Source organism: Atlantibacter sp. MEI4A-1023, assembly GCF_056155425.1.
Map to the genome: position 1 here is coordinate 236,276 of NZ_CM149568.1, position 15,934 is coordinate 252,209.

The 15,934-nt window shown below is 54.1% G+C and carries 12 protein-coding genes; 7 read left to right on the plus strand and 5 right to left on the minus strand.

The features are described from left to right. Window positions 1–421 precede the first annotated feature (421 nt). Window positions 422–1,297 carry a hypothetical protein gene (locus ACVV26_RS01115; protein WP_474799627.1) on the plus strand — a complete coding sequence of 292 codons (876 nt, stop codon included), beginning with the start codon at window positions 422–424 and terminating at the stop codon, window positions 1,295–1,297. A gap of 67 nt (window positions 1,298–1,364) precedes the next feature. On the opposite strand, the gene fdnI is transcribed toward ACVV26_RS01115, so the two are convergent. Genes fdnI through fdnG form a run of 3 tightly spaced genes read right to left on the minus strand, consistent with a single transcriptional unit; the run spans window position 1,365 to window position 5,945 of the window. After that, window positions 1,365–2,006: a formate dehydrogenase-N subunit gamma gene (gene fdnI, locus ACVV26_RS01120; RefSeq protein ID WP_312982064.1), complete on the minus strand. Its 642-nt coding sequence runs from the start codon at window positions 2,004–2,006 to the stop codon at window positions 1,365–1,367. After that, window positions 1,999–2,886, minus strand: coding sequence for a formate dehydrogenase subunit beta (gene fdxH, locus ACVV26_RS01125; protein ID WP_312982063.1), 888 nt, complete (start codon window positions 2,884–2,886; stop codon window positions 1,999–2,001). The genes fdnI and fdxH overlap by 8 nt, the downstream gene beginning before the upstream one ends. Window positions 2,887–2,897: 11 nt before the next feature. Next, window positions 2,898–5,945 (minus strand): formate dehydrogenase-N subunit alpha, encoded by a 3,048-nt coding sequence (gene fdnG / locus ACVV26_RS01130; protein ID WP_474799628.1) that lies wholly within the window; start codon window positions 5,943–5,945, stop codon window positions 2,898–2,900. 900 nt (window positions 5,946–6,845) lie between these two features. Between fdnG and ACVV26_RS01135 the strand changes: the two genes are divergently transcribed. The 6 genes from ACVV26_RS01135 (at window position 6,846) to ACVV26_RS01160 (ending at window position 13,053) form a co-directional block, all read left to right on the plus strand. Continuing rightward, window positions 6,846–7,811 (plus strand): AEC family transporter, encoded by a 966-nt coding sequence (locus tag ACVV26_RS01135; protein ID WP_474799629.1) that lies wholly within the window; start codon window positions 6,846–6,848, stop codon window positions 7,809–7,811. Between the two features lie 132 nt (window positions 7,812–7,943). After that, on the plus strand, window positions 7,944–9,164 hold the full coding sequence (locus ACVV26_RS01140) for a SpoIIE family protein phosphatase (protein WP_474799630.1): 1,221 nt from the start codon (window positions 7,944–7,946) through the stop codon (window positions 9,162–9,164). Between the two features lie 7 nt (window positions 9,165–9,171). Then, window positions 9,172–9,753, plus strand: a complete 582-nt coding sequence (locus ACVV26_RS01145; RefSeq protein WP_474799631.1) for a SiaB family protein kinase — start codon at window positions 9,172–9,174, stop codon at window positions 9,751–9,753. Beyond that, window positions 9,746–10,159, plus strand: coding sequence for a DUF1987 domain-containing protein (locus ACVV26_RS01150; protein WP_474799632.1), 414 nt, complete (start codon window positions 9,746–9,748; stop codon window positions 10,157–10,159). Before ACVV26_RS01145 ends, ACVV26_RS01150 begins: the two co-directional genes overlap by 8 nt. After that, window positions 10,153–10,917: a GGDEF domain-containing protein gene (locus ACVV26_RS01155; protein ID WP_474799633.1), complete on the plus strand. Its 765-nt coding sequence runs from the start codon at window positions 10,153–10,155 to the stop codon at window positions 10,915–10,917. The genes ACVV26_RS01150 and ACVV26_RS01155 overlap by 7 nt, the downstream gene beginning before the upstream one ends. Before the next feature lie 921 nt (window positions 10,918–11,838). Beyond that, window positions 11,839–13,053 (plus strand): diguanylate phosphodiesterase, encoded by a 1,215-nt coding sequence (locus tag ACVV26_RS01160; RefSeq protein WP_474799634.1) that lies wholly within the window; start codon window positions 11,839–11,841, stop codon window positions 13,051–13,053. A gap of 43 nt (window positions 13,054–13,096) precedes the next feature. Here the strand turns inward: ACVV26_RS01160 and ACVV26_RS01165 are convergent, their stop codons facing one another. After that, window positions 13,097–14,929 carry a glycoside hydrolase family 15 protein gene (locus ACVV26_RS01165; RefSeq protein WP_474799636.1) on the minus strand — a complete coding sequence of 611 codons (1,833 nt, stop codon included), beginning with the start codon at window positions 14,927–14,929 and terminating at the stop codon, window positions 13,097–13,099. A 51-nt stretch (window positions 14,930–14,980) separates the two neighbouring features. Beyond that, the gene (locus ACVV26_RS01170; protein ID WP_312982048.1) at window positions 14,981–15,865 is read right to left on the minus strand and encodes an SDR family oxidoreductase; all 885 of its coding nucleotides are present in this window, start codon (window positions 15,863–15,865) and stop codon (window positions 14,981–14,983) included. Window positions 15,866–15,934: the final 69 nt, after the last annotated feature.

The following is a 15,934-nucleotide window of genomic DNA, read 5'->3' on the forward strand; positions in this document are numbered from 1 at the left end:
AATGTTAATAAGAGAAGGTCTTTGCGTTATTTCAATAAATAGTAGTTGTTAGCTAAAACAACATAAAATTAATTAAACGCGAGAAGATTAACGCGGGGTAAACAAAAGCGCCATAAACGCCGAATTTATAAAATGCTGATAATTCCAAGTGGTTAAGCGAAATGATGTGCTTTGTAGAGGCGTATCGGATCGTTATGCCGGGTGTTACAACTTAATTCAGAATAATGCTCCATAAGAAATGAATCACTGTTTCAATTTTCGTCAAGTTGAGTAAAATATATTTTCTTATTTTTACTTTTTAAAAAAGTCCTCTCCCGATTTGGGAGAGGTTGTTAAGCTCGTTACTACAAAGGTTATTATTATGTTTGAGAAGAATTTTACCATTCCTCTTTCAATATTTATTGCGCTTTCATGCGGAAGTGTGAACGCTGCCGATAAAAGCACGGCATTTAATGATGCGGTAGCGAATTTAGCAGGTGCGCAATCATTCCAGGATGCGGCGCAACGTAATTATAAAGCTCAACTCAGTGCTGTTCATCAGGCGCAAGCGGCTGAAAAGGACGCACTCAATAATTTTAATATCCCTAACAATGATCGCCAAATCAGCGGATTAGCCCTGACTCAGGCAGAACAAGACGTAATGGCTGCGCAGAAAAAGGCAAACATCGCGCGTAGTGATGTGCGATTCGCAGCGGATATGGTTGCCAAAACCCAGCAACAGGTCAATGGCACCAATTACCGTACCCAGATCCGGGCATTGCAGGCAGCAAATATGGGCCCAACGCCGCAAACCCAGAAAGTCCCCACTATTGATGCAACGGCGTACCGCAACCTGATCTCCCAGCAGCAGGCTGCGCTGATTGGGCCGACTGCAAAACCGCAAAATCCGAATGTACCTACCATCGATCCTGCTGCTTACCGTAATGCTATCGCCCAGCAGCAGGCTGCGCTAATGGGGCCGTCTGCACCTCAAACTAACAGCGACATTAAACAGGCGGCGGATAATATTCCGGCTAATACCCCGGTAAGCGTCACGATAGGGGATCAAACCTATCAAACCACCGCAGGTGAAATCGCTAAAGTCAATCCGCAGGCGCAAATCAGCGTGCCGTTCGTCAGCGCGTTTGTTACCTCAACGCGTAGAGGGAATAATAACGGCACAGGCAATAACGGCATGCGTGCCGGCCACGAAGGCCGTGGTGCGGAGAACGCCCATTCCCATGCGTTCGGCGGCCACGGTTATGGCAGCGACAACAGCCGTTCAGAAGGTTTTGGCGGTCACTCCCATTTCCATTAATTCTGGAAAAATGCCATAAAAAAACGGCGCCTTAATCAAGGCGCCGTTTTGTTTTGAAGCCCGCTCGTTACTCCTGAGCGTCTTCCGCTTTCTGAACTTTGCGATACCAGCGCGGGTGGTGTTTAGCCGCCCAGCGACGGCTGACTTTCCCTTCGATCATGCCTTTAATCGATCCTTTAACCCAGAACGCCATATACATATGGATCAGGATCGCGTGGATCAGCACGATGGCTGCCAGCGCGTGAACCAGCAGGCTCCAGCGCACGATCCACATCGGGAAGAAGTGCGTGAAGTACGGACGCCAGATAATAATGCCGGTCACCAGCAGCACGAAAATCATGCTCATGATGCTCCAGAACATCATTTTTTGCCCGGCGTTATATTTACCTACATCGGCCACATGGTGTTCGTTGCCTTTCAGCACTTCCACAATGTTCTTCAGCCAGGGTAAATCCTGCTTATCCGGGATGTTATGTTTGACGAAGCGAACGAACATAAACATCAGCGCGAAGAAGATCAGCACGCCGAAGAAGGGGTGCAGAATACGCCCCATCTGCGGTGTCCCGAAGGTCTGGGTCAGCCATTGCAGGGTCGGGAAAAACAGCGCGATACCCGATAACGACACCAGGAAAAAGCAGATCACCACTGTCCAGTGACACGCCCGGTCAATAAAGCTGGTCCGAACGATCATCTTACTTTTCTTAGTCATGGTGCTCCTCCTCTTCGTCGTCATCGACTTCCTTGTTCGGACCGACGCCCACATAGTGGAAAATCAGACCGGCGAAGGTCGCGATAAAGCCCGCGGCGGAGAGCGGTTTGAGGATCCCTTTCCACAGGCTGATCGGCGTATCGATTTGCGGATCTTTCGGCAGGCCGTGATACAGCTCCGGCTGGTCGTTGTGGTGCAGCACGTAAATGACGTGCGTGCCGCCAACGCCCGCCGGGTCGTAGATCCCCGCATGCTGGTAGCCGCGTTTTTTCAGTTTCTCCACGCGCTCGCTTGCCACTTCCAGCATCTCTTTCTTGGTACCGAAGTGGATCGCGCCCGTCGGGCAGGTTTTCACGCACGCTGGCTCCTGGCCCACGCTCACCCGGTCGACGCACAGGGTGCATTTGTACACCCGGTTGTCTTGCGGATTGAGGCGCGGCACGTTGAACGGGCAGCCCGCGATGCAGTAACCGCAACCGATGCAGTGTTCCGACTGAAAATCGACGATACCGTTGGCGTACTGGATAATGGCACCCGCAGACGGGCACGCCTTCAGGCAGCCCGGATCTTCGCAGTGCATACAGCCGTCTTTACGGATCAGCCACTCCAGCTTGCCGTTGGCGCGGGTTTCGCTAAAGCGCATCACCGTCCAGGCTTTGGCGGTCAAATCCGTCGGGTTGTCGTAGACCCCCACGCAGTGACCGACCTCTGCGCGGATGTCGTTCCACTCCGAGCACGCCACCTGGCAGGCTTTACAGCCGATACAGGTGGACACATCGATAAGCTTCGCGACCTCTTCCTTAAAGTCACGCGCCTGAGGCGGCGGGGTCATTCCGTTGGTGGCGGAACGTTTAATAATGTCCTGAGATTGCATTGACATGAGTTCGCCCCTTACGCCTTCTCAATGTTAACCAGGAACGCCTTGTACTCCGGCGTCTGTGAGTTAGCATCACCGACCGGCGGCGTCAGGGTGTTCGCCAGGTAGCCCTTACGCGCGGTGCCTTCAAAGCCCCAGTGCAGCGGGATACCCACGGTTTCAACCTGCTTGCCGTCCACGTTCAGAACCTGCAGACGCGGCGTCACCACCGCAACGGCACGGATAAACCCGCGCTTGCTGCTGACTTTCACCGTGTCGCCGTTAGCGATGCCTTTCGCTTTCGCGAGGGTTTCGCTGATTTCCACGAACTGCTCCGGCTGGGCGATAGCGTTGAGCAACGCATGCTTGGTCCAGGTGTGGAAATGTTCGGTTAAACGGTACGTGGTGCCCACATACGGGAACTCGCTGCGATCGCCGATACGTTTGGCATCTTCCGGCAACAAACGCGCCGCCGGGTTAGACACCACGTTCGGATGCAGCGGGTTGGTGCCAATCGGCGTTTCAATCGGCTCGTAGTGTTCCGGGAACGGGCCTTCCGCCATTTTGTCGATGGCGAACAGACGGCCCAGCCCTTCCGGCTGCATGATAAACGGACCGGTGCCGCTGCCTGGCGCGGCGGTGTTGTAGTCCGGGATATCGTTCCCGACCCACTTGCTGCCGTTCCATTTGATCAGCATGCGTTTGCTGTCCCACGGATTACCCATCGGGTCGGCGGACGCGCGGTTGTAAATGATGCGGCGGTTCAACGGCCACGCCCATGCCCAACCCAGCGTGTTGCCCAGACCGGACGGATCGCTGTTGTCGCGGTTCGCCATCTGGTTGCCTTTCTCGGTCCAGCTCCCGGCGTAAATCCAGCAGGAAGACGCGGTGGTGCCGTCGTCGCGCATCAGCGCAAACGAACTCAGCAGCTCGCCTTTCTTCGCCAGCAGGTTGCCGTTCGGATCGTAAAGGTCCGCCAGCGCCACGCCGTTGTTTTCTTTGGCGACTTCCGCCGATTCCGGGTGATCCGGGCGTTTGTACGTCCAGCTCATCTTCAGCAGCGGCTCCACGCCTTTGCCACCTTCGCTGCGGTACATCTCGCGCAGGCGATGGTACAGGCCCGCGAGGATCTCGCCGTCGTTCATCGCTTCGCCAGGGGCGTCCGCCGCTTTCCAGTGCCACTGCAACCAGCGGCCGGAGTTAGCGATGGAACCGTCCTCTTCTGCGAAACAGGTCGACGGCAAACGGAACACCTCGGTCTGAATGCTCGCCGGATCGACGTCGTTCATATCGCCGTGGTTCTGCCAGAAATTACTGGTTTCCGTGACCAGCGGGTCAATGATGATCAGGTATTTCAGCTTGCTGAGACGGCTGACGATCTTGTTTTTATCCGGCAGGGACGCCACCGGGTTAAAGCCCTGGCAGATGTAACCGTTCACTTCGCCGCGATCCATCATGTCGAAGTACTTCATGGCGTCGTAAACCTGGTCCCACTTCGGCAACCAGTCGTAACCCCATTGGTTTTCTTTCTGCGCCTCATCGCCGTAGAACGACTTCATCAGGCTGACGAAGAACTTGGGATAGTTGCTCCAGTAGTTCACCTGATTCGGCAGCGTCGCCACTGGCGTATTGGCCTTCAGATAGCTTTCCAGATCGGCTTGTTTCTCCGACGGCAGCGTCAGGTAACCCGGCAGGCTGGTGGACAGCAGGCCGAGGTCGGTCAGACCCTGAATGTTGGAGTGACCGCGCAGGGCGTTCACGCCGCCGCCTGCCATACCCATGTTGCCGAGCAGCAACTGGATCATCGCCATGGTGCGGATGTTTTGCGCGCCGACGGTGTGCTGCGTCCAGCCCAGGGCATACAGGAACGTGGTGGTACGGTCCGGGGCGCTGGTGGAAGCCAGCACTTCACACACTTTCAGGAAGTCTGCTTTCGGTGTGCCGCAGATGTTCTCAACCATGTCCGGCGTATAGCGGGAAACGTGCGTTTTCAGCAGGTTCCAGACGCAGCGCGGGTGGGTGAGCGTCTCATCACGCATGGCATAGCCGTTTTCGTCGAACTGATAATTCCAGGTGGTTTTATCGTAGCGGCGTTTTTCCGCGTCATAGCCGCTGAACAGACCATCCTCAAAGGAATAGTCTTCACGCACCAGCAGGTTAGCGTTGGTGTAATGCTTAACGTATTCGGCGTTAATTTTGTTGTTTTCAATCAGGTACAACAAAACCCCTGACAGGAACGTAATGTCAGTACCGGACCGAATAGGGACGTAGAGATCCGCAACCGATGCCGTGCGCGTAAAGCGCGGATCGACCACAATCAGCGTAGCGTCATTTTTATTCTTCGCTTCCATCGCCCAGCGGAAACCCACCGGATGTGCTTCAGCGGCGTTACCGCCCATCACCATCACGACGTTGGCGTTTTTGATATCAACCCAGTGGTTGGTCATCGCACCGCGACCAAATGTTGGAGCAAGACTTGCTACCGTTGGTCCGTGTCAGACGCGCGCCTGGTTATCTACCGCCACCATCCCTAAGGAACGTGCGAATTTTTGGGTCAGCATCCCGGTTTCGTTGCTGGCGGCAGACGCGCACAGCATACCGGTAGACACCCAGCGGTTCACCGTGGTGCCCGCCGCATTTTGCTCGATAAAGTTAGCGTCGCGGTCCTCTTTCATCAGCCGCGTGATGCGGTTGAAGGCGTCGTCCCAGCTGATACGCTGCCATTTATCCGAGCCCGGCGCCCGGTATTCCGGGTAGCGCAGACGGCCTTCGCTGTGGACATAATCCAGCAAGCCTGCGCCTTTCGGGCACAGCGCGCCGCGGCTTACCGGATGGTCCGGGTCCCCTTCGACGTGGAACAGCGCGGATTTGGCGTTTAATGAGCCGTCGCCGAGGCTGTACATCAATAATCCGCAGCCAACGGAACAATAGGTACAGGTATTGCGGGTTTCGGTAGAGCGCAACAATTTATAGTCGCGAATACCCGCCAGTGCCGTTTTGGGCGCAAATCCCAGAGCGGCAACGGTGGTACCTGCCAGGCCACCGGCGCAAATCCGGAAAAATTGCCTGCGATTCACATCCATTGTTTACCCCATGTGATGGTGAATAATTTTGTTTTGAACCTCATTCCTTAACCAGAAACAGAAGTTATTTTTCTCTTCTTCTTTATTGGTAAAGGGTGATGCCAGTTAAATAATCCTGCCGCTAACTAAAATTAATTACTCATTAATGGTTAGTTATTGGCCGGAGAAACTTCCCGGGTGTTGGGTGTAGGAAAAGCACCACATTGCAGAAATTGCCGTGCGAAAATTATCACAGACAAAAAGGTCTATTTTTGTTCAAGGTCAATTTGTAGGGTGAGTGTTATCGAGGGGTGGGCGTTTTGTGATCTCAAATAGTGTTGTTAAAACGGTTTAAATTTTGAGCACGGGTTAAAAATGGCGGGGTACAAGGGTTTAAAAGGCGAAAGTGAAAATTAAATGGCACTAATATTCTGAAAATTATGCACTTTAAGCTAAATCTTTAAGGTTATTTTTTAACGGTAAATCGGCAAGCGTTGGCGTGTAGAAAAATATACTTAAAAGGGAGTATTTTTGATGGGTAAATTATTCATCCGTTTTGCTTTTTTAATTGGCGGCGAATTGTTAAATATTCTGCGGCACCGCTGTTATTTGAAAAAATAAGCGCGTCTTTTACCCGTGATAATGCCGCAACGAATCACTGTTTATTCTGAAAATAGCACCCTGTAAACGATCATTATGACTCGATTCAGCGCAGTGGTTTTTATTTTGCCTTTTGGGTGGTATTGCCGGTCGATAAAACGCGCGTGCAGGCTAACGCGGCGAGGTTCGCTGGTCGCCGCCAGGCAAATGCACAAAATTATCCGCCAGGCGTAACGTCACCTGACGCACCGATCCGAATCCCTTATACTGACAAAAAACGATTAAAAAATTATCAGCTTAATGTTTCTGGCAGGGATAAGAATGGAATCGATCGGCTTCTTCGGGCAACTCTCACATCAGGTTGTGCTGTCGGCACCGCTGTTTTTATTAATGGCGACGGGATATGGCATCGGGCGCTTCGCCGGTTGGCCGGATTCGGTAGCAGAAGGGCTCAACCGCTTCTGCTTTACCGTGGCGCTGCCGTGCATGCTGTTTAAGGTCATGAGCAAGTTCTACGAAAGCCCGCCGGTGGACATGCGCTTATTGATTGCCTTTTTTGGTAGCTGCTTCGTGGTCTATTTTATTGGCCGTCTGGTGGCAAAACATCTGTTCCATCTCGATCCGGTTTCCTCGTCGGTGTTCAGCCTCGGCGGGATTTTCTCGAACAACGTCATGCTCGGCATTCCGGTGGCGATTATTCTGCTGGGCCAGGCCAGCCTGCCGTCAGTGGCGCTGGTGCTGGTGTTTAACAGCCTGATCCTCTGGACGCTGGTGACGGTCTCCGTGGAGTGGGCGCAAAGCGGTAGCTTTTCCCTGCGCGGCATCGTGAAAACGCTGATTAACGTGGTGCGTAATCCGATCATTATCGGCATCTTTACCGGCTTCGCCTGGAGCCTTCTGCGTCGCCCGCTGCCGTATATCATCGATTCGCCCGTCACCCTGCTGGGCCAGGTTTCCGCACCGCTGACGCTGGTCACTCTGGGTATGAGCCTGGCGCGCTACAAAATCCGCCACGGCCTGCGCGAGAGCGCGGCAATCAGCATTTTAAAGCTCATCGTAATGCCGCTAATGGTTTGGGGGGCGGCAATTTTATTGCATCTGCCGCAGCAGGAAAGCCAGGTAGTGGTACTGCTGGGGTCGATGGCCGTGGGCGTAAACGTGTATCTGATGGCGCAAAAATTCAATGCGCTACAGGGCGCAACGGCGACCAGCATGCTGCTGACCACGGTGCTTTCCACGGTGACGACGCCATTGCTGATGCTGATGATGGCGCGCTTTTACCCGTAGTGTTCAACAGGCGAGATTTGCTTTAAGGGATTATTTTATCTTGATTTTAGCCAGACCGCGTCGCTGAGATAAAACTGTCACAATTGGCTCTTACCCTAAGATAATTCTTACGGTAATGAGTCATCACCCATCATGGATTTACCCCTGGCAATGGTTTCTTCGTCACGCGAGCTGAACGCAGGGATGCTGCGTATCGTGGTGCCGCACGTGACACCTTCGTCCAATAACCAGCAGGTTATGGCGCTGTTTAATCACCATAAATCGCTGATTGGCCTGCCGGTACTGGAACTGAACCGGCCCATTGGCATGATCAACCGCCATATTTTTCTTTCTCAGATGAGCCGCCCGTTCTTTCATGAACTGTACGATCAGAAAAGCTGCATCGCGTTTATGGATAAAACGCCGCTGATCGTTGAGGTCAACGCCGGGCTGGATTATCTGGCGGATCGGGTAATCGAAACCGGTGATAAAGCGGTGACGGAAGGCTTTATTCTCACCGATGATGGGCATTATGTGGGCATCGGGCTGGGTATCGATCTGATTAAAACCGTTTCTGATCTCCAGGCGAAGCAGCACCAGCAGATTATGCAGAGCATCGAATATGCGCGGGTGATCCAGGAATCAATGCTTAACCGCTCGCGCCAGTCGATGGAAACCCATCTCGACGACTGGTGCCTGTACTGGCATCCACGCGACTGCGTGGGCGGCGACATCTACGCCTTTTACCCGTTCGAGCACGGCTGGCTACAGGTGGTGGCCGATTGCACCGGGCACGGCGTGCCGGGCGCGTTTATGACGTTTATTTTCGCCTCGGCGCTGGAAAAAGCGCTGAATCAGGTACCGCCCCATGAGCCTGAGCGGCTGTTGAGCATCATCAACCAGCACATTAAACACACCCTGAGCCAGCTCCATCCCAGCGCAGAGAAAAGCCAGTCTAACGACGGCTGCGACGCTATCGCGCTGTTTGTTGATACCGAAAACAGCAGGCTGGTATGGGCCAATGCCCAGATGCACGCTTTTCAACTGGCAGCCGAGGCGGATGCGGTCACGACACTGAGCGGCGACCGCAAAGGCCTGGGCTATACCGATACGCCCTCGGATTACAAGTGGCAGCGCCATCAGTGCCCGCTCAGGCGCGGCGATCAGTTGCTGATTGTTAGCGACGGCGTCACCGACCAGATTGGCGGCGAGCGCGGGATCATGTTTGGCAAAAAACGCATCCAGGCGCTGCTGTTGCAGGCGCGCGCGCAGCCGATGGCGCAGCGTTCCGACGCGCTGCTGGCCGCGTTAAAAAGCTGGCAGGGCGAGCAGATGTGCCGGGACGACATGACATGGTTTGGCTTCCGCTGGTGAGATGCAGATGAAAATGAACGACATTCAGGTAAAAGAAGCGGTGCTGATGCCCCTGTTTGGGTTGTCGCGTCACAGTGACGTCGCACTGTTTTATACCGGCTATTTTTCTCAACAGAACATTATTGCGATGGGGGAGGTCATTCGGGTCTGGCTGGATAAGCACGAATCCTCATCGGCCATTCGCCGTCGCCTGTTTTCTGTGTTCGTCGAGATGGGGCAGAACATTGTCCGCTACTCGTCGGACGAACGCTATTTGTGTACCGGGCAGGAAGAGTTGCGCTTCGGCTCGCTGTGCTTCCACACCGATCATCGCCATTACTACCTTGAAACCGCCAATCTGGTGGGCGAAGAGACGTCATCGTTACTCCAGACCAACCTTGAAGTCTTGCGCAGCATGACGCAGGACGAAATTAAACAGGCCTGGAAACAGGGCCTGCGCAGCGAAGCGCCACCGACCAGCAAAGGCGCGAATATCGGCTTGCTGACTATGGCGCGAGACACCAGCGAACCGCTGGAATATCGCTTACATCCACTGGCGGCCAGCCCGTTGTCCGCCTTCCACCTGAAGGCAACCTTTTGCCATGACTGATACTACGTTAACGCCGTCCATCGCGCTTGCCGCCACGCACTCTACCCCGGAAGTCCATTTTGATTTTCCGGGCTGCTGCCTGATGATCAAAGGTGAAGCCTACCCTGAAAACGCCGCTGCGTTTTTTCGTCCGCTGCTGGAGGCGGTTGAGACATGGCTTCAGGAAAGCGCCGTTCCGCACCCCGTGGCGGTTCACGTGGCGCTGAGCTATTTCAACAGTTCAAGCACCAAACTGCTGTTTGAGTTTTTTGACGCGCTGAACCGCTTTGCGCAGGCCGGAAAGCCGTGTTATTTGCACTGGTATTACGATGCCGAGGATGATATTTCCGAAGAGTTCGGCCAGGAACTGAGCCTTGATTTCCCGGCGCTGAACGTCACGCTGATTGCGGATTTGAGCGCATGTTAGATATTAATGAATTATTCAGGGACGAATTTTCGGTACTGGAGGAGGCGCGGAAAGCTGCCGCCAACGCCTCGCTGCCAGCGGACGCTTGCCGCGAAGAGTTGCTGGTGTTGGCCCTGCGCTATCAGCGCCTGATCCGCGAATCCTACCGGCTCATTTCCCGCAGCGACCGCGCGGAACGCGAGTTAAACCGTATCAACGAACAGCTACAACAGCTGGCAAAACAACTGGAATACGAGGCGACGCACGATCCTCTGACGGCGGTATTTAACCGCAGCGCCATCATCAATCAGATCAACCAGGCGCTGGCTCAGGGCAATGTGGCGCTGATCCTGTTGGATATCGATCATTTCAAACGGATCAACGATGAACACGGCCATCCGATGGGCGATAAAGTGATTTGTTCACTGGTGGCACGGGTCCGCCGCGCGGTGCCGGAGTTTGCGGCTATTGGCCGGGTTGGGGGTGAAGAATTTACCATTCTGCTGCCCAACGCGCGAATTGAGGACGCCATGATCACGGCGGGTTATATTCACGCTTCGCTGAACGCCTCGCCGCTGGACGTGATGCCGGATCAACTGGTCACTGCCAGCATCGGCGTTAGCCTCGGAATGCGCGGTAGCGATTTTGAGTCGTTATACAGCGCGGCGGATACCGCGCTTTATTCCGCAAAACACCGTGGCCGAAATCAGGTCGCGCTGCACGATGCGTTTTTTCGCGGCGCAGGTGAAGCCCGAACACTTAAAATTTATTCAGCCTGAAAAGATGATTTTTTTCCTTTTTTAGCCAACTGGCTGGCTTATATATCACGCCGCCTTTACGGAGGATCAGGCAGAGCTTATTGCCAATACGTACCGGGAAAAAAAGATCGTTTATCGCGCCTTTTTTATGAACCAGCCAATGCGAAAACATAATAATCTCCATTACCAGGTTGATGGTTAAGTATCAAAGTGTTAACGGAAACAACAAAACATGAATTGCAATCCTCTTTATATTTAAAATGAAACGTGGGGTTTTGTATCAGAACAATCCTGAACCCACGGTCATTATTTAAACGTTACAGCCTGAAAATAATTAAGATCCGCAATAAGTACGGCGCAAAATAAATAATATGATATATCCCTGATTATTCCCGGTGGGTTTAAACGCAGCGGCAAATAAGCGTGACGGCATAACGCGCTATGCCCGGAAAATCCTGATAAAGATTTTTCTGTATGACAAAATCGGCAGCCTGAACCATACTTTTACTGCTGAAAATATCCCAGACACTGAGGAGGCATAATGAAATTATTCGTAAATCTGAACGTTGACGAAAAAGAAAAAGACGATCCGACCAACGCACCAGAATCGGGCGATAAAAAACCCGAACAGAAATAGCGGTTGTGAGTTTATGCCACCGGGCGATGGCCCGGTGGTTGTAAGTATTTCACTTATGTGATGAAACTCTTTCATTTTAATGACCTGAACTCTCTTTTCTTGCGCTATCCCCGGTGCAGACCTAAAAAATTATTCTTTATCCCTTAATTGATTATGGCCATTATGCGCATACTCCTCTGACGACTCTATTTCTTAGCCAGGCTGGTTGTTATTTCCAAAAATTTAAAGGTATTCTGAGACTGCTTAAGCTCGCTACGCGATGCTTATCTCCTTAGCACGTCTCCTACGCAAAAGGACTTGATTTGATGCTTTCGACGTTAATCTACCGGAGTCGCTTAAATTCAGGGTTTAGCCCTGAACAATTACCGCCGCTGGTAGCCAGGGCGCAGGCGAAAAATGAAAGCTTACAAGTCACGGGCATCCTGCTGTTTGACGGTACGCATTTTCTGCAGGTCCTTGAAGGACCGCTGGAATCAGTCAACTTCCTGTACCGAACCCTCTGCAAAGACCCCCGGCACGATAGCGTGGTAGAGCTGATGCGCGATTATGCGCCGCGGCGGCGCTTCAATAATCTGGGTATGGAGCTGATTGACCTGCGCAGCGCGCAGCAGAGCGCAATGTTTCGTATGCCACTCATCAAGCGTTCGCGGTTTTTCGACCTGGCAGGCGATGATCGTGTCTACAAATTTATTAAAGCGTTTATCAAGGGCGACTGGAAAAGCCTGTTAACGCACAGCACCGAGCCCCGCGACTGGTCGTTTATCCAGGATAGCCGGGCCTTTGACTCTATCACCGTGCCTCTGGCGTCAGCGCAGCCCTGCCAGTTTGCCCTGCAACCCATCGTTGAACCACTGGAAGGAAAAATCAGTTCTCTTGAAGCGTTGATCCGCAGCCCGGACGGTGGTTCTCCCCAGGAATATTTCAGCGCCATTCCGCACGATAAATTGCATGAAGCCGACCTCTATTCCAAAGCCTGGGCCTTTGCGCTGGCCAATAAAATCGGCATTGGCGACCATAAGATCTCCATTAATTTACTGCCGATGTCGCTGGTAACGGTGCCGAACGCGGTGAATATTTTGCTGGAGCAAATCGCCCGGAACGGTCTGGTGCCGGAGCAGGTGATCGTCGAGGTGACGGAAGATGAAGTGATATCCCGCTTCGACGCATTTCAGGTTGCGGTGCGCGAGCTGCGTTCAGCGGGCATTGGCCTGGCGATTGACGATTTTGGCTCCGGGTTTGCCGGGCTGTCGTTATTAACCCGCTTCCAGCCGGATAAACTGAAAATCGACCGCAGTATTGTCAGCGACATTCACGTGCATGGGCCAAAACAAGCGATTGTGCAGGCGATCCTGAGCTGTTGTTCGGCGCTGGAAATCAGCGTCGTCGCCGAAGGCGTGGAGAAAGTAGAGGAGTGGTGCTGGCTGGAGGCTGCGGGCGTTCAGCGCTTTCAGGGTTTCTTGTTCGCAAGACCGGTGCTGAACGGCGTTCCAGACGTGCTCTGGCCGGAACGGGTGCTGTAAGGCACTGCCGCCGTTAAGCGTATGCTCAACGGCGGCGTAACGGCTATTCGTCCTCTTTAACCCAGAAGCGGTTTCCGGCTAAGGCATCCGCCGCGCAGATCAGCGCTAAATGGCTTAAGCCCTGCGGCACGTTGCCGCGCCATTCGCCGGTACGTACGTCGAACATCTCATTGAAGGTTTCGACGTTGCCCTTATCGCACAGCGTTTCCAGGATGTGGTTCATATAACCCCGGGCTTTTTGCCGATCCCCCAGCCGCGCCCAGGCTTCCACCAGCCAGAACGAGCAGGCGACAAACGTACTCTCTTCGCGCTCCACTTCGCTGTAGCGGTAAAGCATCGGGGTGCCGTGCCCCAGCTCCTCGACTATCGCGTCATAGGTGGATTTCATGCGATCCGGGTTCACCTTTAGCCCGTAATACCACACCAGGCCCAGCGCGGCGTCGAGTTTGTCGGTCCCGGCGTAAAAGGTATACGCCTGCTTTTCTTCAGACCAGCAGTGGGTTTCCACCCATTCGCTGATGCGCGTTTTTTCACGTTCCCAACGATGCAGCCAGGTTGTCTCGATATGGCCTTCCTCCGCCAGGCGTATGGCGATATCCAGCGTGATCCAACAGGCGATTTTCGAATGGGTGTAATGACGGCGCTCGTGCAGTTCCCAGATGCCGGAATCGTCCTGCCGCCACAGGTCGGCGCATTCATTGGCAAGCTTCGCCAGCAGGCGCGCGGTGGTGAGATCCAGCACGTGCCCGGCGTTAACGAACAAAAACGCCGTCTCCAGCATATCGCCATACATGCTGAGCTGCTGCTGGCTCTGGGCGTTATTGCCGAGCCGCACCGGCTGGGAGCCCATATAGCCTTCCAACGGCAGGAATTTTTCGTCCGGTACGATATCGCCATCCAGGGTGTAGCAGGCCCGCAGCGACCCTTCGTGGCGAATAATGGTGTTGGTCAGCCAGGAAAACGCCGCTTTGCACTCCGCCAGCGCGCCGATAAACGCAAAGGCGCGAATAATCAGGCAGGCGTCCCGGATCCAGGCGTAGCGATAGTCATAGTTTTTTATTCCGCCGATACCTTCCGGCAGCGAGGTGGTTGGGGCCGCTGCCAGCGCGCCGGTAGGGGAGTAAAGCAGGAATTTCAGCGCCAGCGCCGAGCGGTTAACGTGGGTTTTGAACTCGCCCTGATAGGTTAAATGCTCGGTCCAGTGCCGCCAGGCGTGGTCGCTGTTCTCGATACGCTCGTCAATCGATTCCATGGTCGGCACCGCCAGCGGCTCCTTCTGGCTGACCAGCAGGGCGACCAGGGTACGCTCGCCTTCACGCACCGTAAAAGACCCTTCGATCCTCTGGTCATCTTTTAGCGTGCAATCCATCTCGTCTGGCGTTCGCAGCATCGCCATTAAATCGCCGATGTGCACCACATCGCCCAGCCGGGACGGCGCGATCCACGGGGCGCGGGTGTAGGCCGCCGTGCCGGGCGCGAAAGTGAGCTTAAGCTGCACCTCGCCCTTTACGCCTTCAATACGCCGTGCCAGTTCACACCACGGTAGGCGGCCAGCGAACGTACTGTTCAGGGATTCCGTGAAGCGGACCTCGCCGGTGGGCGTTTTAAAGCAGGTTTCCAGCACATTACTGTTTTCCCGGTATCGCCGTTCGACCTGATAATCGCCTGACGGCGCTATCTGGAAATAGCCGCCTTGGTTAGCGTCAAGGATCCGGTCAAACAGCGGCGGCGAATCCATATTGGGGGCGCACCACCAGTCGATGGCACCGTCCGGCGCGATCAGGGCGACGGAACGTCCGTCGCCGATGGCGGCATAATCGCCGAGGCCCGCATAGCCATCGATACGTTGGTGATGGTGGTAAGACTGGTTTTTCATCAGGCAATCCCCTTGCGCCAGCAGCGGTCGTCGGTAGCGACGACCGTCTAATTATAGCGTTCCTGTACCGCCGTCTGAGCACCACACCTGGCCGGAAGCAAATGAGCAAACGTCAGAAGCGAAGGTGACATACAGCGGCGCGATTTCCGCCGGCTGGCCAGGGCGGCCCAGCGGTGCGGTCGCGCCGAACTGCATGACTTTCTCTTGCGGCTGGCCGCCGCTGGACTGTAACGGTGTCCAGTAAGGGCCTGGCGCGACGGCGTTAACGCGGATGCCTTTCTTGCCCAGCTGTTTCGCCAGCGACTTGGTGAAGGCCACGTTACAGGCTTTGGTCTGGGCGTAGTCGAGCAGAATATCGCTGGGGTTATAGGCCTGTACCGAGGAGGTGTTGATGATCACTGCGCCTTCCTGGAGATGCGGCACGGCGGCTTTGGTGATCCAGAACGGGGCATATACGTTGGTTTTAAAGGTATCGTCGAAGGCTTCAGTGGTCAGTTCTTCAATCGATTCGCAATATTGTTGGCGACCGGCATTGTTCACCAGAATATCCAGACCGCCCAGTTGTTGAACGGCTTTTTCAACTAACTGTTGGCAAAAGGTTTCTGAACGAATATCGCCAGGAATAGCAACGGCTTTTTTTCCTTCTGAGGCAATTAAAGCAATTACCGCAGCCGCATCGGTTTCTTCTTCCGGCAGATAATTAATCGCCACGTCTGCGCCTTCACGGGCAAATGCAATCGCCACGGCGCGGCCAATACCGGAATCACCGCCGGTGATTAATGCTTTTTTCCCTTCCAGTTTACCCGAGCCAATATAACTGGTTTCGCCATGATCGGGCAGCGGCTTCATTTCTGAGGCCAGGCCGGGCGCTTTTTGCGGTTGCTCAACAAAAGGTGGGCGGGGGTAGTGAAGATGGCGTTTATCATTAATCGTCATGGTTCGCGTCTCGTTTATGTGCGGGATTAATAAAGGTAGACTCCAGACGGCGAACCCGCGAATAGTTTT